General features: G+C 66.7%; 24 protein-coding genes. 17 read left to right on the top strand and 7 right to left on the bottom strand.

What is annotated here, in order from left to right; all coding sequences use genetic code 11:
* From AC1DRE_RS19425 to AC1DRE_RS19395, 7 genes are all read left to right on the top strand, one after another.
* Positions 1–678: ABC transporter substrate-binding protein (locus AC1DRE_RS19425; RefSeq protein ID WP_476986144.1), on the top strand; the 678-nt coding region annotated here is incomplete at its 5' end.
* A gap of 59 nt (positions 679–737) precedes the next feature.
* A complete protein-coding gene (locus AC1DRE_RS19420; protein ID WP_043483399.1) occupies positions 738–1,463 on the top strand; it encodes an ABC transporter ATP-binding protein in 726 nt (241 codons plus the stop codon).
* Positions 1,453–2,418, top strand: a complete 966-nt coding sequence (locus AC1DRE_RS19415; protein ID WP_476986143.1) for an ABC transporter permease — start codon at positions 1,453–1,455, stop codon at positions 2,416–2,418. Before AC1DRE_RS19420 ends, AC1DRE_RS19415 begins: the two co-directional genes overlap by 11 nt.
* Before the next feature lie 238 nt (positions 2,419–2,656).
* Positions 2,657–3,118 (top strand): SRPBCC family protein, encoded by a 462-nt coding sequence (locus AC1DRE_RS19410; protein WP_476986142.1) that lies wholly within the window; start codon positions 2,657–2,659, stop codon positions 3,116–3,118.
* 122 nt (positions 3,119–3,240) lie between these two features.
* On the top strand, positions 3,241–3,537 hold the full coding sequence (locus AC1DRE_RS19405) for a putative quinol monooxygenase (RefSeq protein WP_476986141.1): 297 nt from the start codon (positions 3,241–3,243) through the stop codon (positions 3,535–3,537).
* A gap of 156 nt (positions 3,538–3,693) precedes the next feature.
* Entirely contained in the window at positions 3,694–4,965 is a 1,272-nt protein-coding gene (cobA, locus tag AC1DRE_RS19400; RefSeq protein WP_476986140.1) for a uroporphyrinogen-III C-methyltransferase, read from the top strand.
* Between the two features lie 106 nt (positions 4,966–5,071).
* Entirely contained in the window at positions 5,072–6,535 is a 1,464-nt protein-coding gene (locus AC1DRE_RS19395) for an FAD-dependent oxidoreductase (protein WP_476986139.1), read from the top strand.
* A 123-nt stretch (positions 6,536–6,658) separates the two neighbouring features.
* Here AC1DRE_RS19395 and AC1DRE_RS19390 read toward each other — a convergent pair whose 3' ends face one another.
* Together AC1DRE_RS19390 and AC1DRE_RS19385 are read right to left on the bottom strand one after the other, a co-directional pair.
* Positions 6,659–7,099: an SRPBCC family protein gene (locus tag AC1DRE_RS19390; protein WP_476986138.1), complete on the bottom strand. Its 441-nt coding sequence runs from the start codon at positions 7,097–7,099 to the stop codon at positions 6,659–6,661.
* Positions 7,100–7,237: 138 nt separating this feature from the next.
* Positions 7,238–7,528 (bottom strand): hypothetical protein, encoded by a 291-nt coding sequence (locus tag AC1DRE_RS19385; protein ID WP_476986137.1) that lies wholly within the window; start codon positions 7,526–7,528, stop codon positions 7,238–7,240.
* A 93-nt stretch (positions 7,529–7,621) separates the two neighbouring features.
* On the opposite strand from AC1DRE_RS19385, the gene AC1DRE_RS19380 reads away from it, so the two are divergent.
* Positions 7,622–8,167, top strand: coding sequence for a hypothetical protein (locus AC1DRE_RS19380; RefSeq protein ID WP_476986136.1), 546 nt, complete (start codon positions 7,622–7,624; stop codon positions 8,165–8,167).
* A 29-nt stretch (positions 8,168–8,196) separates the two neighbouring features.
* Here the strand turns inward: AC1DRE_RS19380 and AC1DRE_RS19375 are convergent, their stop codons facing one another.
* From AC1DRE_RS19375 to AC1DRE_RS19360, 4 genes are all read right to left on the bottom strand, one after another.
* On the bottom strand, positions 8,197–9,366 hold the full coding sequence (locus AC1DRE_RS19375; protein ID WP_476986135.1) for an AI-2E family transporter: 1,170 nt from the start codon (positions 9,364–9,366) through the stop codon (positions 8,197–8,199).
* Positions 9,367–9,517: 151 nt separating this feature from the next.
* The gene (locus AC1DRE_RS19370; protein ID WP_476986134.1) at positions 9,518–10,198 is read right to left on the bottom strand and encodes a FadR/GntR family transcriptional regulator; all 681 of its coding nucleotides are present in this window, start codon (positions 10,196–10,198) and stop codon (positions 9,518–9,520) included.
* Entirely contained in the window at positions 10,195–11,421 is a 1,227-nt protein-coding gene (locus AC1DRE_RS19365) for an MFS transporter (RefSeq protein ID WP_476986133.1), read from the bottom strand. Before AC1DRE_RS19365 ends, AC1DRE_RS19370 begins: the two co-directional genes overlap by 4 nt.
* Positions 11,422–11,499: 78 nt before the next feature.
* Positions 11,500–12,942 (bottom strand): PucR family transcriptional regulator, encoded by a 1,443-nt coding sequence (locus AC1DRE_RS19360; protein ID WP_476986132.1) that lies wholly within the window; start codon positions 12,940–12,942, stop codon positions 11,500–11,502.
* Between the two features lie 167 nt (positions 12,943–13,109).
* Here AC1DRE_RS19360 and AC1DRE_RS19355 point away from each other — a divergent pair, with 167 nt between their 5' ends.
* The 3 genes from AC1DRE_RS19355 (at position 13,110) to AC1DRE_RS19345 (ending at position 17,146) form a co-directional block, all read left to right on the top strand.
* Positions 13,110–14,540, top strand: coding sequence for a gamma-aminobutyraldehyde dehydrogenase (locus tag AC1DRE_RS19355; RefSeq protein WP_476986131.1), 1,431 nt, complete (start codon positions 13,110–13,112; stop codon positions 14,538–14,540).
* A 66-nt stretch (positions 14,541–14,606) separates the two neighbouring features.
* The gene (gene gabT, locus AC1DRE_RS19350) at positions 14,607–15,962 is read left to right on the top strand and encodes a 4-aminobutyrate--2-oxoglutarate transaminase (RefSeq protein ID WP_476986130.1); all 1,356 of its coding nucleotides are present in this window, start codon (positions 14,607–14,609) and stop codon (positions 15,960–15,962) included.
* Positions 15,963–16,282: 320 nt separating this feature from the next.
* Complete coding sequence (locus AC1DRE_RS19345) at positions 16,283–17,146, top strand: universal stress protein (RefSeq protein WP_476986129.1); 864 nt, start codon at positions 16,283–16,285, stop codon at positions 17,144–17,146.
* A 90-nt stretch (positions 17,147–17,236) separates the two neighbouring features.
* Here the strand turns inward: AC1DRE_RS19345 and rarD are convergent, their stop codons facing one another.
* The gene (gene rarD, locus AC1DRE_RS19340) at positions 17,237–18,283 is read right to left on the bottom strand and encodes an EamA family transporter RarD (RefSeq protein ID WP_476986128.1); all 1,047 of its coding nucleotides are present in this window, start codon (positions 18,281–18,283) and stop codon (positions 17,237–17,239) included.
* Between the two features lie 132 nt (positions 18,284–18,415).
* Here rarD and AC1DRE_RS19335 point away from each other — a divergent pair, with 132 nt between their 5' ends.
* From AC1DRE_RS19335 to AC1DRE_RS19310, 6 genes are all read left to right on the top strand, one after another.
* Positions 18,416–19,426: a DNA topoisomerase IB gene (locus tag AC1DRE_RS19335; protein WP_476986127.1), complete on the top strand. Its 1,011-nt coding sequence runs from the start codon at positions 18,416–18,418 to the stop codon at positions 19,424–19,426.
* Between the two features lie 66 nt (positions 19,427–19,492).
* Positions 19,493–20,947, top strand: a complete 1,455-nt coding sequence (locus tag AC1DRE_RS19330) for an FAD-dependent oxidoreductase (RefSeq protein WP_476986126.1) — start codon at positions 19,493–19,495, stop codon at positions 20,945–20,947.
* Between the two features lie 110 nt (positions 20,948–21,057).
* On the top strand, positions 21,058–22,464 hold the full coding sequence (locus tag AC1DRE_RS19325; RefSeq protein ID WP_476986125.1) for a GAF domain-containing protein: 1,407 nt from the start codon (positions 21,058–21,060) through the stop codon (positions 22,462–22,464).
* Between the two features lie 122 nt (positions 22,465–22,586).
* Positions 22,587–24,110, top strand: a complete 1,524-nt coding sequence (gene exaC / locus AC1DRE_RS19320) for an acetaldehyde dehydrogenase ExaC (RefSeq protein WP_476986124.1) — start codon at positions 22,587–22,589, stop codon at positions 24,108–24,110.
* A 129-nt stretch (positions 24,111–24,239) separates the two neighbouring features.
* The gene (gene adhP, locus AC1DRE_RS19315; protein ID WP_476986123.1) at positions 24,240–25,262 is read left to right on the top strand and encodes an alcohol dehydrogenase AdhP; all 1,023 of its coding nucleotides are present in this window, start codon (positions 24,240–24,242) and stop codon (positions 25,260–25,262) included.
* Positions 25,262–25,669, top strand: coding sequence for a DUF779 domain-containing protein (locus AC1DRE_RS19310; RefSeq protein WP_476986122.1), 408 nt, complete (start codon positions 25,262–25,264; stop codon positions 25,667–25,669). Before adhP ends, AC1DRE_RS19310 begins: the two co-directional genes overlap by 1 nt.
* The last annotated feature ends 192 nt before the right edge of the window (positions 25,670–25,861 follow it).

The following is a 25,861-nucleotide window of genomic DNA, read 5'->3' as shown; positions in this document are numbered from 1 at the left end:
GAGTTGAAGGGCAAGACCCTGTCCACGCCGCAGCTGGGCGGGACGCAGGATGTGGCGCTGCGGGCCTGGCTGGCCGGGCAGGGCTACAAGACCAGCACCGACGGCAGCGGCGATGTGGCGATCAACCCGACCGAGAACGCCCAGACGCTGAAACTGTTCCAGGACGGCAAGCTCGACGGCGCGTGGCTGCCCGAGCCCTGGGCCTCCCGCCTGGTGCTGCAGGCCGGGGCAAAGGTCCTGGTCGATGAGAAGGACCTGTGGGACGGGTCGCTGACCGGCAAGCCCGGCGAGTTCCCCACCACCATCCTGATCGTGAACAAGAAGTTCGCCGCCGAGCACCCGGACACCGTCAAAGCCCTCCTGAAGGGCCACGCCGAGTCCGTTGCCTGGCTCAATGACACACCGGCTGCGGAAAAGGCGAGTGTGCTGAACGCAGCGCTGAAGGAATACGGCAGCGCCGAGCTCCAGCAGGACGTCATTGACCGGTCCCTGCAGAACATCGTCTTCACGGTGGATCCGCTGGCCGGAGCCTACAAGAAGCTGCTCCAGGACGGTGTGGACGCCGGCACCACCAAGCAGGCGGACATCAACGGCATCTTCGACCTCACCGCCCTGAACAGCGTCACCGCCGAAACCGGCGGAGACAAGGTCAGCGCCGCCGGCCTCGGCAAGGACTGACCAAGCGCACCACCCCCCCCTCGCATCACCTCCAGCCCCATCAACGTAAGGACAGGACCATGCCAGTCGTACTGGAAAACCTGGGCAAACGCTTCGGCGACGGCGCCCCGGTGCTGGACGACGTCAACGCCAGCATCGCGCAAGGCGAGTTCGTCGCCCTCCTCGGCGCCTCCGGCTGCGGCAAGTCAACCCTGCTGAACATCATGGCGGGACTGGAGCTGCCGACGTCGGGCGCCCTTGAGGTCCCCAGCGACGGCGCGGCGTTTATGTTCCAGGACGCCGCCCTCTTCCCGTGGCTGACGGCCCGGGAAAACATCGAACTCGCCCTGAAGCTGCGCGGCGTGGGCAAGGCCGAGCGGCGCACCAAGGCCAACGAACTCCTGGACCTGGTGCATTTGGGCGGCGCCGGCGACAAGCGCCCGCACGAGCTCTCCGGCGGCATGCGCCAGCGCGTCTCCCTGGCCCGCTCCCTGGCCCAGGACCGGCAGCTGTTGCTGATGGACGAGCCGTTTGCCGCCCTTGACGCCATCACCCGTGACCTCCTCCATGACGAACTGGAGCGGATCTGGAAGGAAACCGGCCGCACCATCGTTTTTGTGACGCACAACGTCCGCGAAGCCGTCCGGCTGGGCCAGCGCGTGCTGCTGCTGTCCTCACGCCCCGGCCGCGTGGTCCAGGAATGGAACGTCACCGAGGAACACCGAACCGACGCCGGACTTGCCGGACAGCTGACCGGGGTCATCACCGCCCGGCTGCGAGAGGAGATCCGCCGCCATGCCAAATAACCCAACGCCCCTGGCCGAAGCGCCTGTGACCGGAGAAGTGTCCGGCGCTGAGCCCGAAACCCGCAAAGTCCACGCTGCCCTGACCCGGTCCTCCACCGGCAACGAGGACCTGCGCGAGCTTGAAGCCGGCCTTGATTCATTGCAGTCGGACGCCGCCCGTGCGGCGCGCATCGACTGGAGCCGCATCCTGCTCCCGGTGGCGGCGCTGGTGGTGCTGGTGGTCGTATGGCAGTTCTACGTTTCGCTGGGCCTCAAGCGCCGGGACCTGGTGCCCGGTCCGCTGGACGTGCTGGGCCAGTTCGGCACCCTCTGGGCCGAAGGGTCCCTGCAGGAAGCCGTCTGGACATCGCTGCAGCGCGGAATCATCGGCTTCCTGATCAGCGTGGTGATTGCGACGCCGATCGGACTCCTGCTGGCACAGGTGGCCCCGCTGCGCCGCGCCTTCGGTCCGCTCATCTCCGGACTGCAGGTCCTGCCCTCCGTGGCCTGGGTGCCGGCAGCCATCATCTGGTTCGGCCTCACGGACGCCACCGTGTACTTCGTGGTGTTCATGGGTGCCATCCCATCCATCATCAACGGCCTGATCTCCGGCGTAGACCAGATCCCGCCGCAGTACCGCAGCGTCGGCACCGTCCTGGGCGCGAATCGGCTGCAGATGGCCCTTCAAATAGTCCTGCCCGCGGCCCTTCCCGGCTACCTGAGCGGGCTGAAGCAGGGGTGGGCCTTCTCCTGGCGCTCACTCATGGCCGCGGAAATCATCGCGGTGGGCGGCACCATCGGCTTCGGCCTCGGCTCCATGCTGAACCAGGGCCGCGACCTCGCCGACATGACCATCGTGATGTCAGCCATCCTGCTGATCCTGGCCGTGGGCATCCTGATCGAGCTGCTCGTGTTCGCGCCGATTGAAAAGCGGCTCCTGCGCCGCCGCGGCCTCCTCGCCGGCAGCACCCGCTAGGGCCCGCTGCCTGCCCAGCCACAGCAAGACCCAACAGCAGAGCCCGTCGGCGAGTCCCGCCGTCGGGCTCTGCTGTTTTGGTCTGGTTGAGGTGCTCCGGGGGCCTAAACGGGGCACTTCGACACGGACACGCCGCGTGTTGACGGCTTGCGGGGACGAATTGGCTTCAATGTGCCCCACGACGGACGCGACGGCGGCGCCGGCGCACGGCGGCGGGGGAGTCTGGCAGACTGGCGCCATGACCGTCAGCTTCGTGTGCCGCACCGAATCCGCCCTGTCCCGGGAGATGCTGTTCGACCTCGCGCGCAGCATCGACGCGCACGTGGGCTCCCAGGCTGACGCGGGGGAGCGGGCCGTGGCGGGCGTGACGTCCGGCCTGATCGGCGCCGGGCAGGAAGTGACATGGCGGGCGAGGCACTTCGGGCTGCCCATACGGATGACGAGCCGCATCACGTCGCTGGAGTTTCCCGGGCGGTTCGTGGACGAGCAGGTCCGCGGGCCGTTCAAAACCTTCCGCCACGTCCATGAGTTCGAAGCGACAGCCCACGGATGCCTCATGACGGACCGCGTGGAATTCACGGCGCCGTTCGGACCGCTGGGCCGGATCGCCGAGCGGCTGCTGCTGCGCCGATACCTGGAACGGCTGGTCGCGGAGCGCGGACTGTACCTCGCAGGGCTGCCCAGTAACCCGCAGACCTAGCCTGCGCGTCGCAGGGCCGGCCTCGGCCTCGGAATGGGCGGACCCTTGTCCGGCCCGGGCGACGTGCCTAGACTCGCGAACAGGCCGGCATCGCCCGGTTCCGACGATTTGAGGAGACAGCCATGGCACCGAAACTTGGACTGCTGGCTATGGTCGAGGCGAAGCCGGGGAAGGAACAGGAAGTTTGGGACTTCCTCAACGGAGGCCGGGAGATCGTGGACAACGAACCGGGCACCCGGACCTGGTATGCCTTCCGGGTCAGCGAAAACACGTTCGGCATTTTCGACACCTTTGACACCGAGGAGGACAGGCAGGCGCACCTCAACGGTGCCATTCCGGCCGCACTTGCTGAACACGGCCCGGCCATGCTCGCCAAGGATCCCGACATCAAGCCGATCGAACTCATCGCCGTGAAGTAGGGCCGAAGGAAGGCCCCAGATGGAGGCGGATACCCACACTCGGTCCTCCGGCCCACCACTGGCGCATCCACAAGCAATATGACGCAGCGTTACCTTACGTGAACTGGTGTTTCCGCGCCGTTGTTCCGGTATATGACGCGGCCCTATCGTCGATTCATGGCAATTCAGGATATTTACCCCACGGAACTGCGCCTGCTGGGCCGCCCCGTGCTGGTGGTGGGCGGCGGGCCGGTGGCCACGCGCCGCGCCAAGGGGCTGCTCGACGCCGGTGCCCGGGTAACCGTGGTTGCCCCCGCCGCCTCCGCGGGACTTGAGGAACTGGCCGACGCCGGCCTCCTCACCTGGGAGCAGCGCCCCTACCGCCCTTCCGACGTCGACGGCGTCTGGTTCGTCCAGACCGCCACCGGCGATCCCGCCGTGGACTCCCGCGTTTCGGCCGACGCCGAGGCCCAGCGCGTCTGGTGCGTCAATGCCTCCGACCACGAAGCCTCCGCCGCCTGGACCCCCGCCGTCGCCGTGGTGGACGATGTGCAGATCGCCGTGAACGCCGGGGGAGACCCGCGCCGCGCCATGGCCCTGCGCGACGCCGTCGCCACTGCCTTGGAAACCGGCGACCTTCCGCTGCGCCGCCAGCGGGCCCACCGGGGAAGCGTGGCCCTCGTGGGCGGCGGTCCCGGCGACACCGGGCTCATCACCGTCCGCGGCCGCCGGCTCCTGGGCCAGGCCGACGTGGTCGTGGCAGACCGCCTCGGCCCGCGCGAACTCCTGAATGAACTCGCCCCGGACGTCCGCGTGATCGAGGTGGGCAAGACCCCCGGCCACCATCCCGTACCGCAGGCCGACATCAACCGGATCCTGGTCGACGAAGCCCTGGCCGGCCACCGCGTGGTCCGGCTCAAGGGCGGGGACCCGTACGTCCTGGGCCGGGGCGGCGAGGAAGCCGAGTTCTGCCGCCAGCACCGCGTCGAGGTTGAAGTGGTCTCCGGCGTGACGTCAGCGATCTCCGTTCCCGCAGCGGCGGGCATCCCCGTGACGCACCGCGGCCTGGCCAAGGGCTTCAGCGTGGTCACCGGTCACGAGGAACTTTCCGAGGTCCCCGCCCGGGCCGACCACACCATTGTGCTGCTCATGGGAGTGGGCCAGCTGCGCGAATCCGCCGCCGCACTCGCCGGCGCCGGTTTGCCTCAGGACACTCCAGTTGGCATCGTTGAGAATGGCTATCTGCCCAACCAGCGCGTGACCATTGGCACTCTCGGTTCCATCGCTGATCAGGCCGAGGCCACCGGCGTCGCGAATCCCGCGGTGATCGTGATCGGCGACGTTGTCCGCGTCAGCCCGTTCGCGCCGTCGCACTTCAAGACCGCCGACTACAGCACCACCACCCCGAACCGCCCCCGCATTTCGAACACCCGCGTCCTCACCCCTTAGCCCCGTAGCCCCTTCCCAACTAAGTAGCAGTAAGTGTCGTTTTGAGCCGTCATAACGACATCTGCTGCTACCTAGTTGGGCCGTGACAGAAAAAAGGAACACAGCCGTGTCAAATAGCACCACCGTAGGTTCTGCCGCCCGCCCGCTCCGGGTCGCCGTCGTGGGTTCCGGCCCCGCCGGCGTGTACGCCGCCGACATCCTCACCAAGAGCGAAGCCGTCAAGAGCGGCGAGCTGACCGTCAGTATCGACCTCTTTGACCGCTACCCGGCGCCCTACGGCCTGATCCGTTACGGCGTGGCCCCGGACCACCCGCGCATCAAGGGCATCGTCAACGCGTTGCACAAGGTCCTGGACCGCGGCGACATCCGCTTCTTCGGCAACGTTGATTACGGCACGGACCTCTCCATCGAGGACCTGCGCACCCACTACGATGCCGTCATCTTCGCCACCGGCGCCATCAAGGACGCGGACCTGAACATCCCGGGCATCGAACTCGAGGGCTCCTACGGCGGCGCCGACTTCGTGTCCTGGTACGACGGACACCCGGATGTGTCCCGCGAATGGCCGCTGGACGCGAAGGAAATCGCCGTCATCGGCAACGGCAATGTGGCCCTGGACGTGGCCCGCATGCTCTCCAAGCACGCCGACGACCTCCTGGTCTCCGAAATCCCGGACAACGTCTACGCCGGCCTGAAGAACTCCCCGGTCACGGACGTGCACGTCTTCGGCCGCCGCGGCCCGGCCCAGGTCAAGTTCACCCCGCTGGAACTGCGCGAACTGGCCCACTCCAAGGACGTGGACATCATCCTGTACCCGGAGGATTTCGAGTTCGACGAGGAATCCGACCGCCAGGTCCAGAGCAACAACCAGACCAAGACCATGGTCGGCACGCTCACCAACTGGATCGCCGAGCAGCCCGAGGACGTCTCCGAGCTCAAGGCCTCCCGCCGCCTGCACCTGCACTTCCTGCACAGCCCGGTTGAAATTTACGACGACGCCGAGACCCCCGGCCGCGTTGCCGGCATGAAGTTTGAGCGCACCGAGCTGGACGGCACGGGCAACGCCCGCGGCACCGGCGAGTTCGTGGACTACCCGGTCCAGGCCGTGTACCGCGCCATCGGCTACTTCGGTTCCGCCCTCCCGGAGGTCGAGTTCGACCACAAGAAGGGTGTTGTACCGAACGACGGCGGCCGTGTGCTGGATGCCGCCGGCACCCACGTGCCGGGTATCTACGCCACCGGCTGGATCAAGCGCGGCCCGGTGGGCCTCATCGGCCACACCAAGGGTGACGCCCTGGAAACCGTGACCTACTTGCTCGAAGACCGCGAAAACCTTCCGGTTGCTCTGGCGCCCGGCGCAGACGCCGTCGTCGAACTCCTTGAAAGCCGCGGCGTGCAGTACACGAGCTGGGAAGGCTGGCTGGCCCTGGACGCGCACGAGCGCAGCCTCGGCGAAAAGGCCACCGAGACCGGTTCGCACGGCGTTGAGGTTGCCCGCGAGCGGGTCAAGGTTGTGCCGCGCGAGGACATGGTGTCCATCTCCCGTGACGGTGTGGCCGCGCAGGTCTAATCCTGCCGTTCCCTACCGCTGACTACCGCGCTCTAATGCGCGAACGGGCAGTTGAGGACCGCAAACCCCTGGTTTGACGGGTCCTTAACTGCCCGTTCGCGCTTTAACCTAGCGGCCCGGAACCTAAGTGCCCGCCCCTCCCGAAGCCATCAGTTCCAGCCGGTTCAGCGTTTCTGTATTCCGGACCGAGATGAGCGGGTCCCGGATGAACCGGGGAACCAGCAGGCCCGGGCCTTTGACGGCATCCTCGGCGATGGAGACCTTGCACCCGGTTTCTGCCGGCTCCAGAGTGATGACCACCTTGGCTTCTCCCAGGGGCCAGCCGCGCGCGATCAGCTCGATGGATTTCCCTGGATCAGACGCCTTCACCGTGGTTTTGTCGTTGATCAGCAGTGGCCAGGCGCCGACCGAGTGGTGCAGTACGGCGCCCGCAGCGGGCCACAGCGCATCCACACCCCTGATCCTGGAGGCACCTACGACCCATCCGGAGTAGAGCCAGCCGTCGGCGATGACCTTCCAGACGTCGGCCGGCGGAGTGGGGAAGGTTTTGGAAACGGTAGCCATTTCACTGCTCGCTTTCTGCTGTGGCTGCTTCACGTCGGCCGAGGGCGGAAGCCGCGTCGGCGGCTTCGGCGAGGGCCGTACCTTCGTCCGCCATGGGGTGGTGTTCCTGCCTGCCCTCCGTTGTGCCAAACAGTGGCGTTAGCCGTTCATCGGCCCTTCGGCATGGACGTCGGCGGCGCCGGGGCCGACGAGTTTCACCGTGCAGCGGATGACGACCTGGTCCGTAGCGGTGTGGAGATCTGCCAGGGTGTGGTCGGGATCGATGACCAAATACGTTTCGGTCCCGGCTTCGACGTCGAATCCACGCGAGGCGGCATCCTTCGTGGCGTTGGCCAGGGCGTCACGCCGCAGTTCATCCAGGTAGGCCTCGTCGTCGCCCCTCGAAGAGTCGCCAAAGGCCCAGCCGAAGAGGGTTCCAGTTTCGTTCATAGGGCTGATCTTACGCATTCCTCAGAGTACCAAAATATTGGTAAGTGTGCTTACTATGGCCGGACATTCCGCACTACGTTAGGAAAGATCACCATGGCAGGAAATCTTGTTGCACGGGCCATCCACGACCTAACCGCGGGGGCCTGGTTCGGCGGCTCCCTTATGGGCGCCATCGGCCTCAACGGAGCCGCAGCCGCTGCGAAGGATCCGGCGGAGCGCACCAGACTCTCCAGCCTGGGGTGGAAGAGGTGGGCGCCCGTCCAGGCAGGTGCCTTTGCCGCGCATCTCTTGTCCGGCCTGGCCATCACTTGGGAGAACAAGGGCCGGACGGCGGCCCAGGAGGGCGTAGCGGGGCTCAATGTCTACAAGACGGCGGTCACCCTCACCGGCGCCGCAGTCACGCTGTATGCGGGAATCCTGGGCGGCAAGGTGGAGAAGCTCGCGGGCGAGGGTGCCGAAGGTGCCACCGAGCCCAGGCCTGGTGCGTCGGAAGAGCTCAAAGCGGCCCAGAAGCAACTGAAGATCCTGCAGTGGGCCATCCCGGTGTTTGCGGGGTGGGTTATCGTCCTCGGTTCCAAGCACGGCGAAATGCAGCGGCCGAAGAACGTGATCCAGGGGCTGCTGCACCGTTCAAACTAGGCAGCCTGCAGCCTTATGGCGCGCTGCCCCTACCGCGACGCGCTGTCCGCCGCAGCAAGCTCCGCGTCCGCAGGTTCAGGGTCGTTGTCTTCGAGTTCCTGACCGGCGGGGTTCTTGGCGTCCAATTCCTTGGGATCCGTTGTCCAGACCTGGATGATCGCCCACGCCACTGCTGCCAGGGGGACGGATAGCACGGCGCCGATGATGCCGGCCAGGATGGTCCCTGCGGTCAGGGCCAGCAGGATAACCAAGGCGTGCAACTGGAGGGACTTGCCCATCACCACGGGCTGCAGCAGGTTGCCTTCCAGCTGGTTGACGGCGATCACCACGATGATCACGATCAGCGCAACCACGGGTCCGCTTGCCACCAGGGCCACGAGCGCGGCCAGGATGCCGGCCACCGTGGCGCCAACGATCGGAACGAAGGCGCCGATGAAGACGATGATGGCCAGCGGTATGGCCAGTGGAACCTGCATGATCAGCAGTGCCGAGCCGATTGCCACGGTGTCCACCAGGGCAACAATGGCCGTGCCGCGAACGTAGTCACCCAGGACCTGGATGGTCCGGGTGCCGGACCGGCGCAGCTTCGCCTCGCGTGCGCCGGTGAACGGCCGCAGGAAGAAACTCCAGATGGCCGTGCCGTCCTTGAGGAAGAAGAACAGGATCACCACCATGAGGCTGGCGCCGGCCAGGAACTCCGTGATGACGGACAATCCGGTGAGCGCTCCGGAGCGGACCTGGCTGCTGGCGGCGAATTCCACGATGGCTGCCCGGGCCTGTTCAATCTGATCCCGGTCCACGGCGATGGGGCCGTTAAGGAGGAAGGATTGCAGCTCGTCCAGCCCCGAGGATGCCTGGCTGGCCAGCTCGCTCCACTGGCTGCGGATGGAGACCACAATGACGGTAGTGACGCCGGCGAGCACCGCGAGCAGGGCCACGAAGGCCAGGCCCGTCGCCGCTGCGCCGGGCAGGCCGCGCCGCTTCAGCACGTTGACGAAGGGTGCGATCGCCGCCGCCAGGATCAGGGCGATCAGCACCGGGATGACCAGGAGCCGGATCTGGAGCAGGGCGAATACTGACACCACAACAACGGTCAGGATCAGCAGGACCTGGGCGGAGCGGACGCCTACCCGGCCCAGGCTGTCCGCCCAGGGGTCCGGACGCTTGCCTTCCGCGGTGACTTCGACTGATCTGGCCAAGGGGTACTCCAATTTCGTCAGCAGGCAGAAAGGGGCGAGCAGGATGCGGCCAGGGCCGGATGAAGAGCTCCCCCAAAGAGACAAGCCTACTGACTTTGTGCGGTGCCCGCTGAGGGCGGTGTGCGGTGCGCGCTGAGGGCGGCCGGACCGGCTACTCCCGGAGCCACTCCGCGCAGGAGTTCAGGTTCCGGTTGACGCTGTCCACGGCGGCGCTTTCATCGTGCGCCTCGATGGCCTCAACAAGCTTGCCGTGCCCTTCGTCGGGGAGCCCGTTGAAGCCGACGCGGCGCTGCTGCCGGAGCAGGTCGGCGTGGAACACGGCGCCGAAACTGACATAGAGCTCGTGCAGCAGCGGGTTCCCGGTCGCGTGCGCCACCAGCACGTGGAAGTCCCAGTCGGCCTGTGCCCAGGCGGCGTAGTCCCCGGAGTTCCAGGCATCGCGGCGCAGGTCCAGCAGGTCCTTCATGGCGGTGATGTGGTCCGCCTTTGCGTTGCGGGCGGCCAGCCGGGCGGCCTGTGTGTCCAGGCCCACCCGGACTTCGAGGATGTGCTCCTGGGTATGGTCCTGGTACATGCGCTGCGCCGCGCCGGAAATCTCGCTCGTGGCGCGGACGTAGGTGCCGTCGCCACGGCGGACCTCCAGCATGCCGCCATGGGCCAGCGCCTTGATGGCCTCGCGCAGGGTGCCCCGGGACACGCCCAGCGTGGCCATCAGCTCGGGCTCGGCCGGGATCTTCTGCTGCAGCGGCCATTCGCCGGAGTGGATCATCCGGCGGAGCTTGTCGGTGATTTCGTCGGCCAGTGCAGGCCGGTTCGAAGCGGTGAGGGTCATGGCCGGGTCCTTGTCAGCAGGTGCGCCACGACGATCTGGGTGAGCGCTATGGCCAGTAGCAGGACCAGCGGTACCGTCCAGCCGCCCGTGGCGCTGTGAAGCAGGCCCATGCCGAACGGACCCGCCGTGGCGAGCAGGTACCCCACCGACTGCGCCAGCGTGGACATGGCGGTGGTTTCCGCCGTCGTGCGTCCGCTGCGGCTGATCATCACCATCACCAGCGGAAAAATGCCCAGGCCGAAGCCCAGCAGTACAGCCGGCACGGCGGCCAGCGTTGCAGGCAGCAGCATCAGCGCTGTGACGCCCAGGACCATGGTGACACTGGCCAGGTAGAAGGCCGGCCGCAGCATCCGCGGCCGCGATCCGATGGCGATGAGCACCATGCCCGCGGGAACGGAGACCAGCTGCATCAGCCCGAACATCAGGCCGCTGTCCGTCGCGGTCAGCCCCAGGGTGGTGAGCATGTACGGGAACCAGCTCAGCACCGCGTAGGCGAGGAGTGCCTGGAGGGTGAAAATGGCGGTGAGCAGCGCGCCCTTGCGGGTCCGCAGGAGCGGCCAGGGGGAAATGTGGCTGCCCCGGCCCGGCGTGGCGTTCCGGTGTGCGTGGAGGGCGACCGGCAGGAAACCCAGGAAGGCGGCCACGGAGAGCAGGCCGATGGAGCCCAGCCCCGCCGACGCCGAACCCAGCGCCTGGGCCACCGGGACGACCATCACTGCCGTGACTGTGGCGCCGGTGGTCATGGTGACGGTATAGAGCGCCGTCATCAGGGAAGTGCGGTCGGCATAGTGCTCACGGATGAAGGACGGCATGGCCACGTTGCAGACGGCGAGTCCGGACATCCCCGCCACGGTTCCGGCCAGCAGCATGCCGGTGGACGGGATGCCGCGGACCAGGAGGCCGGCGGCGAGCATTCCCAGGGACAGCAGGATGGCTTTCTCCACGCCCATCCGGCGCGTCAGCCATGACGTGGCCGCGCCGGCAACTGCGAAACACAGCGTGGGGATGGAAGGAATCACAGCGGCGATGAACGGCCCGTAGCCCAGGACTTCCTGGAGGTCGTGGAGGAGGGCGGAAGCCCCGGTGATACCGGCGCGGAGGTTGAGGCCGATGAGGACGACGGCAATGATTCCGAGGACGACGACGGCGCGCGGCCGGCTCACCCCGACCCGTGCGTCGGGTGGGGTGTCAGTTCCAGGAGGTGCCGTCGTCGTACTTACCATACTTAAACATTAGACGTTAGACGTTTGATGTTTGTAAAGATGTGGCAAACATCTCCGGAAGCTTCAAACCGGCGGGGACTACCCAGGCTGCCGCTGGCTCAGCCGCTGCACAGCAAGTGCCAGCCAGAGCTGCACGCGGTCCTGGGTCTGGGCGGGATCGTAGCCGGTCAGCTCGGTGATCTGCGCGAGCCGGTACCGGACGGTATTGCGGTGCAGGGTCAGTGCCTCGGCGACGGCGGCCACCGAGCCGTTGTTGTTCAGGTAGCTTTCCAGCGTGGTCATCAGCTCGGCCCCGTGCAGGGCGTCGAAGTTCCGCAGCGGGTTGAGGGACTCATTTGCCATGTCCGCGAGCGGCACGTCCTCACTGGCCAGGAGCAGCGAGGTCAGGCTGAGCCGCTCGGGCTCGTTGACGGGCAGGCCGTGGCTCGCCGCGTCCCGGGCCTCGAAGTAGCTCCACCGCAGCCCGTTGGGTTTGGTGTAGGCGCCGCCGATGCCGATCGTGGCGTGGATCCCGGCCTCGGCCAGGTGGTCGCTGAGGCTTTTTGCCAGCACGCTGGCGCCGCTGCCGTCGTCCTGGACCACGATGATCAGGTCCTTGCCGACGACGGCGGTCACCCCGTGCTCCAGCGGCCGCGGCACCGAGGAACTCACCAACTGCTTGGGGTGCGCCGCGGACTCGGCCAGGAGGACCACGTTCTTCCGGGTGCTGTTGACGCCGATGCCGGCCAGCCGCCGGGACGCCTCGCTGGCCTCCAGGGTCCCGTGGATCACGTCCTCCAGCACCTGGCCGGACAGTGCCCGCTGGGCCTGCCGCTGCTTGACCATGTTGTTCAGTTCGACGCTGATCAGGTTCTGCGCGTACCCCACGATGCCGGAATCCTCGAAAGGCTGCCGGATCCAGAGGGTGCATGCGTCGCGCCGGCCGGTGGGGATGGGGTAGGACGCCCAGGTGTCCGCCGTGGGTGGCGGGTTGCCGGGCACGCTGTTGTACAGCTGCGCCGTGAACTGGGTCAGGACGATGTCCGTGCGGAGCATCGAGCCGAGGTTCTTGAGCAGCTCGGAGAGGCCGCCGCCGGTCAGCAGGGCGCGGGCCAGGATCTGGTGGCCCGCTATGAGCCTTTCCAGCTTGGAGTAGTGGTCCGCGGACTGCGCATCGGCCACCAGCTTGGTGATTGCAATGAACGGCGTCTCGTACGGGACCTCCACCACGGGAAGGCCCCAGCGGTTCGCCTCGGCAATCAGTGCCGGCGGAACGGCGTCGTGCGTCAGTCCGATCCCGAACCCGATCCCCACCGCGCCTGCCCGCTGCACCTGCCGCACAAAGCGGCGCTGCTCCGGGGCGGACTTCAGCCGCATTCCCGTGGTGAGCACCAGCTCGCCGCCGTTGAGGAAACGCTGCGGGTCCTCCTGCTCGGTGACGGCAACCCACTGGATGTCCTGGTGCCACGTGGTCTCCGCCAGGCCGGATTTGGTGAGCTTGAGCGACTGTACGCCCAGCAGGGCGGCGAGGGAGATTGCCATGAATTCAGGATAACCGCGCGCTGGTCAACCGCACTAAAGGGTTCCGGGGATGGTGTGCAGGTGGCTATTCCCTGTGTACGGGCCCTGGCATAGGCTCGTGAGCAGTCGCAACACTGCGCCGGTTGCAGGACCGGCCGCAGAAACCAGCATGAAAGAGGTTGTACACCGTGGTCCAAACCTTGCAGAACTTCATCAACGGCGAGTTCGTCACGCCCGCCGGCACCGGACTGCTGGACATCGTGAATCCCACGAACGGTGAAGTGGTGGCGAAGTCGCCCATCTCCGTCCAGGCCGACGTCGACGCCGCCATGACGGCCGCCAACGAGGCGTTCAAGACCTGGAAGCACGTCACGCCGGGCCAGCGCCAGCTGATGCTCCTCAAGCTTGCCGACGCCGTTGAAGCCAACAGCGACGAACTCGTTGAAGCCCAGCACCGCAACACCGGCCAGGTCCGCAGCCTCATCGCCTCCGAGGAAGTTGCCGCCGGCGCCGACCAGCTCCGCTTCTTCGCCGGTGCGGCCCGCATCCTCGAGGGCAAGTCCGCCGGCGAGTACTTCGAAGGCCACACCTCCTACGTGCGCCGCGAACCCATCGGCGTCGTGGCGCAGGTCGCCCCCTGGAACTACCCGTTCCTGATGGCCATCTGGAAGATCGGCCCCGCCCTCGCGGCAGGCAACACCGTGGTCCTCAAGCCATCGGACACCACCCCCGAGTCCACCCTGGTGCTGGCGAAGCTGGCCAAGGACATCTTCCCGGCCGGCGTCTTCAACGTTGTCCTGGGAACGGGTGAAACCGGCGCCATGATGGTGGCGCACAAGGTCCCCGGCCTCGTCTCCATCACCGGTTCGGTCCGTGCCGGCATCGCGGTGGCCTCCGGCGCCGCGAAGGGCCTCAAGCGCGCCCACCTGGAACTCGGCGGCAAAGCCCCGGCCATCGTCTTCAAGGATGCCGACATCAAGAAGAGCGCAGCGGCCATCGCCGAGTTCGCCTTCTTCAACGCCGGCCAGGACTGCACCGCCATCACCCGCGTGCTCGTTGAGGACTCCGTCCACGACGACGTCGTGGCAGCCATGGTGGAACACACCAAGACCCTGCACACCGGCTCGCAGAACGACGAAGACAACTACTTCGGACCGCTGAACAACGTCAACCACTTCAACGCTGTGAACTCCGTGGTGGAGCACCTGCCCGAGAACTGCAGGATCGTTACCGGCGGCCACCGCGCCGGCGACAAGGGCTTCTTCTTCGAACCCACCATCATCACGGGGGCCAAGCAGACCGATGACGTCGTCCAGAAGGAAACCTTCGGGCCGGTCATCACCGTCCAGAAGTTCAACACCGAGGCCGAGGCAGTGGAACTGGCCAACGACGTCGACTACGCCCTGGCCTCCAGCGTCTGGACCACCGACCACGGCACGGCCATGCGCGTCAGCCGCGACCTGGACTTCGGCGCGGTATGGATCAACACCCACATCCTGCTGACCGCCGAAATGCCGCACGGCGGCTTCAAGCAGTCCGGTTACGGCAAGGACCTCTCCATGTACGGCGTCGAGGACTACACCCGCATCAAGCACGTGATGAGTGCACTTGATGCATAACTCAGTCGCCTGATCCAGCTTCCTGACCTTTACGCCTCACCCCCAGCTTTCAAGAAAGGCTTCTCCATGACCACCACCGCCCATGACATCACCTACCGTCTCGAGCAGAAGCGCCGCGTTCAGGCGGACTTCCCGGGACCCAAGTCTGTTGCGCTGACCGAACGCCGCAAGGCTGTCGTGGCAGCCGGCGTCGCCTCCAGCGTCCCGGTCTTTGTTGCCGACGCCGACGGCGGCATCATCCACGACGTCGACGGCAACTCCTTCATCGACCTGGGCTCCGGCATCGCCGTGACCAGCGTCGGCGCGTCTGATCCCGCCGTCGTGGGTGCCGTCAAGGAAGCCGTGGAGCACTTCACCCACACCTGCTTCATGGTCACCCCGTACGAGGGCTACGTAGCTGTCGCCGAGCAGCTGAACCGCCTGACCCCGGGCGACCACGAAAAGCGCACGGTGCTGTTCAACTCCGGTGCCGAGGCCGTGGAAAACGCCGTCAAGGTGGCACGCCTGGCCACCGGCCGTGACGCCGTCGTCGCTTTCGACCACGCCTACCACGGACGCACCAACCTGACCATGGCGCTGACCGCGAAGGCCATGCCGTACAAGACCAACTTCGGCCCGTTCGCGCCCGAGGTCTACCGCATGCCCATGAGCTACCCGTTCCGCGAGGAAAACCCCTCGATCACCGGTGCCGAGGCCGCCAAGCGCGCCATCACCATGATCGAAAAGCAGATCGGCGGCGAATCCGTTGCTGCGATCATCATTGAGCCGATCCAGGGCGAGGGCGGCTTCATCGTCCCGGCCGACGGCTTCCTGCCGGCGCTCGCCGCCTGGGCCAAGGAAAAGGGCATCGTCTTCATCGCTGACGAGGTCCAGTCCGGCTTCTGCCGCACCGGCGAATGGTTTGCCGTGAACCACGAAGGTGTTGTCCCGGACATCATCACCATGGCCAAGGGCATCGCCGGCGGCATGCCGCTGTCCGCGATCACCGGCCGTGCGGACCTGCTCGACGCCGTCCACCCGGGCGGACTGGGGGGCACCTACGGCGGCAACCCGGTTGCCTGCGCCGCGGCGCTCGCGTCCATCGGCTCCATGGAGCAGTACGACCTCAACGCCCGCGCCAAGCACATCGAGGAACTGGCCACCGGCCGGCTCCGCGAACTGCAGGGTGAAGTATCGGTCATCGGCGATATCCGCGGACGCGGCGCCATGTTGGCGATCGAACTGGTGCAGGCCGGATCCAAGGAACCGAACCCGGAACTGACCAAGGCCGTTGCCGCCGCCTGCCTCAAGGAAGGCGTCATCATCCTCACCTGCGGCACCTACGGCAACGTCATCCGCCTGCTGCCGCCGCTGGTCATCAGTGACGAACTGCTGCTGGACGGCCTCGAGGTGCTGGCCGCCGCCATCAAGGCGCACGCCTAACCAAGGCCGCGCCTAACCAAAAGACCAGGGACCCGCACCAGGGCCCCGCCCAATGGGACTCCGCCCGGATGCCTGACCCAGGCTTCCGGGAGCCAACCGAAGAGCCGCGGACCGACCGTCCGCGGCTCTTCTGTGTGCGCACTGTTTTGGCTGCTGCGGGGCCTCCGTTTCGGGGCTCGTTTCGGGCCGGATGTCACCCCTGAATTGGGCCCTTGTGGGCTAGAGTCAGCACTACCACTGCAGGAACGCAGACCGGCCGACGTCGCCCGGGAACCCCGAGCGCGGCTGGATTCTGCCCCAGACCCAAAAGGGGTTCACCCATGCGATACGTAGTTGGCTACACACCAAACGAACGCGGCGCCGACGCCGTAGCCCTGGCGTCCGCGATGGCCCGGGCACAGGGCGCCCAGCTTGACCTCGTCTACGTGGTGAAAAAGGGTATCCCGCATGCCGCGCAGGATGCCGACGGCGGCCATGTCGGCGCCGGCGAGCAGGCGATGCTGGATGCTCAGCGTGAAGGGCTGGCGCTGGTTCCCGAGGACGTCAGCGTGGAGTTCCACGTGCGCCACGCCGACTCGTTCGCTGCCGGGCTGATCGAGGCCGCCGTCGAGTACCAGGCGGGACTCATCGTGGTGGGTGCGGCGAGCAGCGGCCTGTTCAAGCGCCACACGGTGGGCAGCGTGGCCAACGCCCTCCTGCACGCCTCCCCGGTACCGGTAGCGCTGGCTCCCCGCGGGTACCGCCGCACGGAGGCCATCACCCGGCTGACGCTCGCCGTCGGCCAGCGCGTGGGAGCGGAGGCCGCGATCGACGTCGCCATCGGGGCAGCGCAACGCCGGGGCGCACCGCTGCGCATGGTCTCCCTGGTGGAGCTCGACGCGGAAGGTGACAGCGGCGAAGTGGTCAATGCGGCGCACATCCACGCCAATACCGTGCTCACCGAGGCGTCGCACCGGCTCCCGGAAGGACATAAGGTGAGCGTGGAAGTAGCGCACGGGCGCACCATCGAGGAGTGCATTGACGACCTCGAATGGGACGACGGCGAGGTCCTGATCGTGGGTTCGTCGCGCCTGGCCGAGAAAAACAAGCTGTTCATCGGGAGCACGGCCAACAAGGTGCTGCGTGCACTGCCCGTGCCGATGGTGGTCATCCCGCGCGAATACGAGCGCGTCGACAGCCCCTAAGGCCTAACCGACCGCGCGAACGGGCAGATAAGGACCCCAAAAAGCGCCCAACAGGTCATTATCTGTCCGTTCGCGCTTGGCGGGTGGGGCTTAAGTGTCCGCTCGCGCTTCCCGCAGGGCGCGCTTCCGGGCCACGGAACTCCTGCGCGACGCCGCCAGCATGTCCACGGTCAGCACCAGCAGCGCCAGCCAGACCACGCCGAAGCCGATCCAGCGGTCCAGGGTCATGGTTTCCTTGAACACCGCCAGGGCCACGATGAACTGGAGCACCGGCGCGAAGTACTGCAGCAGGCCGATGGTGGTCATGGGCAGGCGGCGGGCCGAGGCGCCGAAGAACACCAGCGGCACCGCGGTGATGACGCCCGAGGACACCAGCAGCCAGAAGTGCGCGGAACCCTGGGTGCCGAGGGTCGCGGCCCCGCTGATGCCAAGGAAGATCATCGTGGCGGCCGCCAGGGGAGTGAGCACCACCGTCTCCACCGTCAGGCTGGTGATGGCGTCGGCCTTGGGCCCGACGCGCTTCTTGACGAAGCCGTAGAGTCCGAAGCTGACCGCCAGCGTCAGCGCGATCCAGGGCAGCTTGCCGTAGGAAATCGTCAGCACCACCACCGCAACAAAACCGATCCCGACGGCGGCCCACTGGAGCGGACGCAGCGTTTCCTTCAGCACGAACACGCCCAGCAGCACGGAGACGAGCGGGTTGATGAAGTAGCCCAGGGACGCCTCGACGGCCTGGCCGGTGGTGACGCCGTACGTGTAGGTCAGCCAGTTCACCGCGATGAGTGCCGCGGCGATGGACAGGGTGCCAAGGACCGTCCGGTTCCGGAACGCCGCCCCGAGTACCCGCCACGAGCGGGTGACCGTGATCAGCAGCGTGCAGAACAGCAGGGACCACACCACCCGGTTGGCCACGATTTCCACCGCGCCGGCGGGCTGCAGCGCGAAGAAGTACAGGGGCAGCAGCCCCCATAGTCCGTACGCGCCGATTCCGAACAGGACACCCGCCGTCGTGTCCTTGTCCACTGCCTTAAGGGCGACGCCGGGGCGGGGCGGCTGTCCGCCGGAAGCCGCGGCAGCGGAGTCAGAGGTACCCGGAGTGGTCATGGCTGGGGCTGCGGTTCCGTCGGGTGTAGGCACACGATCAATAACACCACCCCCGCGGGCGGTATTCCGCCGACACGGCAACGATTCCCCCGCAGCCCTGCTGCGGGGCCTTGCGGTGATCAGTACGCTTACTAATATGAACAAGCATCCTGACCCGGCCGGGCCATGAGGCTCCGCCACAGCAACGCCTCGGGAAGGGGCTACCGGCGCCTGGCCGCAGGATCCGGCTTCACGTACCGGGACCTGGACGGTTCCACGCTGCCCCCGGGGCCGGTCCGGGAAAGGCTGGAGAGCATCGGCATCCCGCCGGCCTGGACCGACGTGTGGATTGCGCCGTACGACAACGGGCACATCCAGGCCACAGGACTCGACGCCATGGGCCGCCGGCAGTACATCTACCACCCGGCCTGGCGGGAAAAGAAGGACCGGCTCAAATTCGACCGGGTCCTCCAGCTGGCAGAATCCCTGCCCACGGCGCGGAGGCTGGTCACCGTGGACCTGCGCCGCGACGGGCTCTCGCGCGAACGCGTCCTCGCGGCTGCCTTCAGGATGCTGGACACGGGGTCGCTGCGGGTCGGGTCCGAGCGGTACACCAACGAGAACGGCAGCCACGGGCTGGCCACCCTGCTGTGCGCCCACGTGAAAGTGAGGCAGGAGAGCCTGCGGCTCAGTTTTCCCGCCAAGAGCGGCAAGACCTGGGAATCCGAGATCGACGACGCCGACCTCGCCGCCCTGGTCCGGGTGCTCAAGCGCCGGGGCGGCAACGCCCGGCTCCTGGCGTACAAGAACGGGCGCAGCTGGCATCCGGTGGGCAGCGCGGAGATCAACGAATACGTCAAGGAACGGACGGGGTCGGACTTCACGGCGAAGGACTTCCGCACCCTGCACGGAACCGTGGCCGCCGCGGTCAGCCTGGCCCGGATCGGGCCCCAGAAGACAGTGGCCGAGAAAAAGAGGGCCATCAGCCTCGCGATGCAGGACGCGGCGGCGGTACTGGGAAACACCCCGTCGATCGCCCGGAAAAGCTATGTGGACCCGCGGCTCCTGGACCATTTTGCCGCGGGAGAGACCATCGACCCCCGGCGGACGGGCTCGGCTGAATCCGAATTGCGCGCGCTGCTGTACCGGGAAGGCGACGTAGTATCCCTCAACAGCTCCGCAGGGAAAGGGGGCTGACCAATTAGAATGGGAAACTGTGCGCTACGTGACGTGGCGCAGTTTCTCGTTTCAGAAGGGCTCCCGGTGTCCAACTCGGCCGAAACCACCCCCAAGCGTCCCCTCCGCGTCGCGATTGTCGGCGCCGGACCGGCAGGCGTGTACGCCGCGGACATCCTGACCAAGTCCAACGAGGTCAAGGGCGGCGACGTCGAAGTCAGCATCGACCTGTTCGAGGCCTACCCTGCGCCCTACGGCCTGATCCGCTACGGCGTGGCACCGGACCACCCGCGCATCAAGGGGATCGTGAACGCGCTGCACAAGGTCCTGGACCGCGGCGACATCCGGTTCCTCGGCAACGTGACCTACGGCCGCGACCTGAAACTCCACGATTTCCGCGCCTTCTACGACGCCGTGATCTTCTCCACCGGCGCCATCAAGGACGCCGACCTGAACGTTCCGGGCATCGACCTTGAAGGATCCTTCGGCGGGGCCGACTTCGTGTCCTGGTACGACGGCCACCCGGATGTGCCCCGCGAATGGCCGCTCGATGCCAAGGAAATTGCCGTCATCGGCAACGGCAACGTGGCCCTGGACGTGGCCCGCATGCTGGTGAAGCACGCGGACGAACTCCTCTCCACGGAAATTCCGGACAACGTCTACCGGGGCCTGAAGAACTCCCCGGTCACCGACGTGCACGTCTTCGGCCGCCGCGGCCCGGCCCAGGTGAAGTTCACCCCGCTGGAACTGCGCGAACTGAGCCACATGAAGGATGTTGACATCGTGCTGTACCCGGAGGACTTCGAGTTCGACGAAGCCTCCGATGACGCCATCCGCAGCAACAACCAGATCAAGACCATGGTGAACACGCTGACGAACTGGCTCGTCGAGGAGCATGCGGAATCCGAACAGCCGTCCTCCCGCCGCCTGCACCTGCACTTCCTGCACAGCCCGGTGGAGATCTACGACGGCGCCGGCAGCAGCGCGGGCACCGGAAAGGTTGCGGGCATCAAGTTTGAGCGGATGCAGCTGGACGGCACCGGGCACGTGAAGGGCACGGGGGAGTTCATCGACTACCCCGTCCAGGCCGTGTACCGCGCCATCGGCTACCACGGGTCCCCCCTGGACGAACTGGAATACGACGCCAGGGCCGGCGTGATCCCCAACGAGGGCGGCAGGGTCCTCGACTCCGAGGGCAGTCCGGTGCCCGGGATCTACGCCACGGGCTGGATCAAGCGCGGTCCGGTGGGGCTCATCGGGCACACGAAGGGCGACGCCCTGGAGACCATCGGCTGCCTGCTGGAGGACCGGCTGACCCTGCCGCCGGCGCAGAACCCGGACCCGCACGCCATCATTGCCCTGCTGGAGGAGCGCGGCGTCGAGTACACCACGTGGGAGGGCTGGAACAGGCTGGACGCGCACGAAGCAGCCCTCGGCCAGGCGTGGACCGCAGCGGAAGCGGAGACCGGCGTCGTCCGCGAACGCGTCAAGGTTGTGCCGCGCGAGGAAATGATCCGGATCTCCCGCAGCGCCGAGGGCTGACCCAACGTCCAGCCCTATGGCGGCTTGCTGGATGGCAATAGACTGAGCAGACCAATCCAGCACGGCATACCGTCACGCCTGGCACACCGATGTGCCGGCAAGGGAGTTCGATGAGGAATACGAATCAGCCAGCAGTTCCGGGCACGGACGCCGCGGCACTTCTCCAGCGGCATGCCCTGGCCGGCCACGAACTGCTCGGCGTGAGCGGCTTCGGCGCTGCCGGCGGCCTCGATTCCGCGAACAGCGCCGGCCACACCGGCAGCGTGCACCTGCCCGGGCTGCGCAGCCTGGTGGAGGAATCCTGGCAACGTTCCGTCCAGTTCCGGGCCAATCCGGACAACCCCGAGGCGCCGCTGGCCCTGGATGGGGAGGAGCTGGAGGAATACCGCCGGCAGCATCCGCTGGCGACCATCATGCCGGTGATCCATAAACTCCTGGTCCTGCCCAGCCACGACAGCGGCCTGCTGGTCGCCGTGGGCGATGAGGTGGGCCGCCTCCTCTGGGTGGAGGGTGACTCCCTAATGCAGCGGCGCGCCGAAGGCATGATGTTCGTGGCCGGCGCCGACTGGTCCGAGGCCAGCGTGGGCACCAGCGCTCCCGGAACCGCCCTGGCCTTGGGCCGCAGTATCCAGATTTCCGGTGCCGAACACTACAAGCGCTCCGTCCATCCGTGGAGCTGCACCGCCGTGCCGTTCCACGACCCCGACTCCGGCGCGCTGCTGGGGGTTGTGGACATCACGGGCACCGAATCCGCGGTGGCGCCGCACACGCTGTCCCTCGTGGAGGCCACCGTGGCAGCGGCCCAGGCGCAGCTGCGCGTGGAGCGGCTCCAGCTGGCGGCCGCCCGCCAGGCGGCACCGGCACGACGGCGGACGACGTCTTCCGCTGCGAAGACCGGATCCGCAGCCGAAGGGAGCCTGTACCGCAACAGCCTCCAGCTCCTGGGTCGGGACCAGGCACTGCTCAGCATCGAAGGCCGCACTGTGGCGCTCTCCGCCCGGCACAGCGAAATCCTGGCACTGCTCAGCGTCCACCCCAAGGGGCTCAGCGCGGAGGAACTCTGCACGCTGCTGTATCCGGGCGACGGCTCCTCCATGACGCTCAGGCCGGAGATGGTGCGCCTGCGCAAGGTCCTGCAGCAGCTGAGCCCGGAAGCCGTCCCCGCGTCCCGCCCCTACCGGCTCCCCATGGACCTGATGCCGGACTCGAGCCAGGTGCTCAACTGCCTGCAGCGCGGAGCGCACCGCATTGCCCTGGAGATCTACCGCGGCGCGGTGCTGCCGCGTTCGGAAGCGCCGGGCATCATCGATCTCCGGGACCGCGTGTCCTCGCTGCTGCGCGAAGCGGTCCTGACGGACGGCAGCGCCGATGCGCTGCTGAAGTACGCGGAACTTCCGGAAGCAAAGGACGACGTCGGCGTCCGCACCGCCGCGCTGAGGCTGCTCCCGCTGCGCTCGCCCAAGCGGGCCGCCGTCGTCGCCGATCTTGAACGGTTGGAAATCGAACTCAGCGCCTGAGGCGGCGCCGCTGGCGCTGGTGCCGGCAGTGGCGTGAGCTGAGTCACAGGGTTGCAACCTGGTTGCAACCTCCCGGCTCCTACGGTGGAGGCATAGTAACTGCCAAAGCAAAGGAGCTAGCAATGACTGTCTACGCACAGCCCGGTACCGAGGGTTCGAAGGTTACGTTCAAGGACCGCTACGAGAACTGGATCGGCGGCGAATGGGTTGCCCCGGTCAAGGGCCAGTACTTCGAGAACATCACGCCCGTCACCGGCAAGGTCTTCTGCGAAGTTGCCCGCGGCACCGCCGAAGACATCGAGCTGGCACTGGACGCCGCGCACAAGATTGCACCGTCCTGGGGCAAGACCTCCGTCGCAGAGCGCGCCGCGATCCTGAACAAGATCGCCGACCGCATCGACGAGAACCTGGAGATGCTCGCCGTCGCTGAGTCCTGGGACAACGGCAAGCCGATCCGCGAAACCCTCAATGCGGACATCCCGCTCGCGGCGGATCACTTCCGCTATTTCGCCTCTGCCGTCCGTGCCCAGGAAGGCCGGCTCTCCCAGCTCGACGAGGACACCACGGCCTACCACTACCACGAGCCCCTCGGCGTCGTCGGCCAGATCATCCCGTGGAACTTCCCCATCCTGATGGCCGTCTGGAAGCTCGCCCCGGCCCTGGCCGCCGGCAACGCCGTGGTCCTCAAGCCCGCCGAGCAGACGCCGTCGTCCATCCTGGTCCTGATGGAACTCATCGGTGACCTGCTGCCGGCCGGTGTGCTCAACGTGGTCAACGGCTTCGGCGTCGAGGCTGGCAAACCGCTGGCCTCCAGCCCGCGGATCCGCAAGATCGCCTTCACCGGCGAGACCTCCACCGGTCGCCTGATCAGCCAGTACGCCAGCCAGAACCTGATTCCGGTCACGCTGGAACTGGGCGGCAAGAGCCCGAACATCTTCTTCAACGATGTTGCCGAGTCCAACGACGCGTTCTACGACAAAGCGCAGGAGGGCTTCGCGCTCTTTGCCTTCAACCAGGGCGAAGTCTGCACCTGCCCGTCCCGTGCCCTGGTCCAGGAGGACATCTACGATTCGTTCATGGCTGACGCCGTGGCCCGCGTGGAGAAAATCATCCAAGGCAACCCGCTGGACACAGACACCCAGCTCGGCGCACAGGCCTCCAACGACCAGCTGGAAAAGATCCTTTCCTACATCGACATCGGCAAGCAGGAAGGCGCCAAGGTCCTTACCGGCGGCGCCCGCGCCCAGCTGGAAGGTGACCTGGCCGGCGGCTACTACGTCCAGCCCACCGTCTTCGAAGGCCACAACAAGATGCGCATCTTCCAGGAGGAGATCTTCGGACCTGTCGTGTCGGTCTCCCGGTTCAGCGACTATGACGACGCGATGGAAATCGCCAACGACACCCTCTATGGCCTCGGCGCCGGTGTCTGGTCGCGTAACGGCAACGTGGCCTACCGTGCCGGCCGCGAGATCCAGGCCGGCCGCGTCTGGGTCAACAACTACCACGCCTACCCGGCCGGCGCAGCGTTCGGCGGGTACAAGTCCTCCGGCATCGGACGTGAAAACCACTCCATGATGCTGGACCACTACCAGCAGACCAAAAACCTACTGGTCAGCTACAACGAGAACAAGCTCGGCTTCTTCTAAAGCCGCCCTTGGCCCGGGCGGGGACGGATCAGCACTGATCCGTCCCCCCCCGCACCACCCTGGCCACCCCTCAGGAAGGCAGCACCACCTCCACCGCACCAACGCTCCATCAACGCAAGGATTTCGCCAATGACGACGACAATGCAAGCAGCAGTAGTAACCGAGTTCGGCAAGGATCTTCAGATCCAGACCCTCCCCATTCCCACCCCGGGCCGGGGCCAGGCGCTGGTCAAGGTCATCACCACCGGCGTCTGCCACACCGACCTTCACGCGGCGGAGGGCGACTGGCCGGTCAAGCCGACACCGCCGTTCATCCCCGGCCACGAAGGCGTAGGCGAAGTGGTTGCCCTGGGCGAGGGTGTCACCGACCTTGCCGTCGGAGACCTCGTCGGCAACGCCTGGCTGTGGTCCGCCTGCGGCGACTGCCAGTACTGCCGCACCGGCTGGGAGACACTCTGCGAAGCGCAGAAGAACGCCGGCTACAGTGTGGACGGTTCCTTCGGGGAGTACATGCTCGTGGACACGCGCTTTGCCGCCCGCATCCCGGCCGGCTCGGACCCCGTTGAAGTCGCCCCGGTGCTTTGCGCCGGCGTCACGGTCTACAAGGGCCTGAAGATGACCGAAGCCAGGCCCGGACAGTGGGTCACCATTTCCGGCATCGGCGGACTCGGGCACATTGCCGTCCAGTACGCCGTGGCCATGGGCCTGCGTGTAGCCGCCGTGGATATCGCGGACGACAAACTCGCCCTGGCCAAGAAGCACGGTGCGGAACTTACCGTCAACGCGCTGCACGAAGATCCGGTGGAAGTCATCCAACGTGAAACCGGAGGTTGCCATGGAGTCCTGGTCACGGCTGTGCACCCATCAGCATTCGGACAGGCGATCGGGATGGCCCGCCGTGGCGGCACGATCGTGTTCAACGGCCTGCCGCCGGGCGACTTCCCGGCACCGATCTTCGAGATTGTGCTCAAGGGCCTGACGGTCCGCGGCTCAATCGTGGGTACCCGGCAGGACCTGGAGGAAGCCCTCGAGTTCTACGCGGAAGGTAAGATCCACCCCACCGTTTCCACCCGGGAACTCTCCGAGGTCAACGCCGTTCTTGACGAGATGAAGCACGCCAAGATCGACGGCCGCGTCGTCATCAGGTACTGATGATGGAGGCGAGGCTAGACGCGGCAGTGACGCTGCCCGGGGAGGACATCTCCCGCGTGGCGCTCACGGACGAGGCTGTGGAACTGCTCAGGAAGCTGTGGGGCCAGCACGGTCCCCTCATGTTCCACCAGTCCGGCGGCTGCTGCGACGGCTCCTCGCCTATGTGTTATCCGGCTGGGGAGTTCATCACCGCGGAAGCGGACGTCCTCCTGGGGCTGTTCGACATCGCCGACGGCGGGCGGCCGCAGCCCCTCGAGTTCTGGATGTCCAGGGAGCAGTTCAGCTACTGGAGCCACACCCATCTGACCGTGGACGTGGTGCAGGGCCGGGGGAGCGGGTTCTCGGTTGAATCACCCGAAGGCAAGCGGTTCCTGATCCGGTCAAAGCTCATGGACTGGCCGGCCTGACCAGCCCGTCCCGGCAGCGCGAACGAACACTTGAGGCCCCTCGTGAGAGGGGCCTCAAGTGCTCGTTCGCGCTAAACTTGACCCCGCCATGATCTCCAGGGCGGGCATGGGGCGTCTCACTATCTGGGATAAATATGACCGTCCACTGGATGGACACTACTCTTGATAAGTCTGTTTCCAACAAGCTATCGA

Source organism: Arthrobacter sp. P4_H3 (genome assembly GCF_056400885.1).
This window is presented reverse-complemented; position numbering and strand designations above follow the sequence as displayed.

Excerpts from the sequence above, each read along its gene's own strand:
- gabT (WP_476986130.1), top strand. The coding sequence starts at position 14,607 with ATGACCACCACCGCCCATGACATCACCTACCGTCTCGAGCAGAAGCGC.
- AC1DRE_RS19360 (WP_476986132.1), bottom strand. The coding sequence starts at position 12,942 with ATGGCAATCTCCCTCGCCGCCCTGCTGGGCGTACAGTCGCTCAAGCTC.
- AC1DRE_RS19380 (WP_476986136.1), top strand. The coding sequence starts at position 7,622 with ATGGCAGGAAATCTTGTTGCACGGGCCATCCACGACCTAACCGCGGGG.
- cobA (WP_476986140.1), top strand. The coding sequence starts at position 3,694 with ATGGCAATTCAGGATATTTACCCCACGGAACTGCGCCTGCTGGGCCGC.
- AC1DRE_RS19310 (WP_476986122.1), top strand. The coding sequence starts at position 25,262 with ATGATGGAGGCGAGGCTAGACGCGGCAGTGACGCTGCCCGGGGAGGAC.
- AC1DRE_RS19370 (WP_476986134.1), bottom strand. The coding sequence starts at position 10,198 with ATGACCCTCACCGCTTCGAACCGGCCTGCACTGGCCGACGAAATCACC.
- AC1DRE_RS19335 (WP_476986127.1), top strand. The coding sequence starts at position 18,416 with ATGAGGCTCCGCCACAGCAACGCCTCGGGAAGGGGCTACCGGCGCCTG.
- exaC (WP_476986124.1), top strand. The coding sequence starts at position 22,587 with ATGACTGTCTACGCACAGCCCGGTACCGAGGGTTCGAAGGTTACGTTC.
- AC1DRE_RS19385 (WP_476986137.1), bottom strand. The coding sequence starts at position 7,528 with ATGAACGAAACTGGAACCCTCTTCGGCTGGGCCTTTGGCGACTCTTCG.
- AC1DRE_RS19415 (WP_476986143.1), top strand. The coding sequence starts at position 1,453 with ATGCCAAATAACCCAACGCCCCTGGCCGAAGCGCCTGTGACCGGAGAA.
- AC1DRE_RS19365 (WP_476986133.1), bottom strand. The coding sequence starts at position 11,421 with ATGGTAAGTACGACGACGGCACCTCCTGGAACTGACACCCCACCCGAC.
- AC1DRE_RS19405 (WP_476986141.1), top strand. The coding sequence starts at position 3,241 with ATGGCACCGAAACTTGGACTGCTGGCTATGGTCGAGGCGAAGCCGGGG.
- adhP (WP_476986123.1), top strand. The coding sequence starts at position 24,240 with ATGACGACGACAATGCAAGCAGCAGTAGTAACCGAGTTCGGCAAGGAT.
- AC1DRE_RS19420 (WP_043483399.1), top strand. The coding sequence starts at position 738 with ATGCCAGTCGTACTGGAAAACCTGGGCAAACGCTTCGGCGACGGCGCC.
- AC1DRE_RS19325 (WP_476986125.1), top strand. The coding sequence starts at position 21,058 with ATGAGGAATACGAATCAGCCAGCAGTTCCGGGCACGGACGCCGCGGCA.
- AC1DRE_RS19410 (WP_476986142.1), top strand. The coding sequence starts at position 2,657 with ATGACCGTCAGCTTCGTGTGCCGCACCGAATCCGCCCTGTCCCGGGAG.
- AC1DRE_RS19390 (WP_476986138.1), bottom strand. The coding sequence starts at position 7,099 with ATGGCTACCGTTTCCAAAACCTTCCCCACTCCGCCGGCCGACGTCTGG.
- AC1DRE_RS19345 (WP_476986129.1), top strand. The coding sequence starts at position 16,283 with ATGCGATACGTAGTTGGCTACACACCAAACGAACGCGGCGCCGACGCC.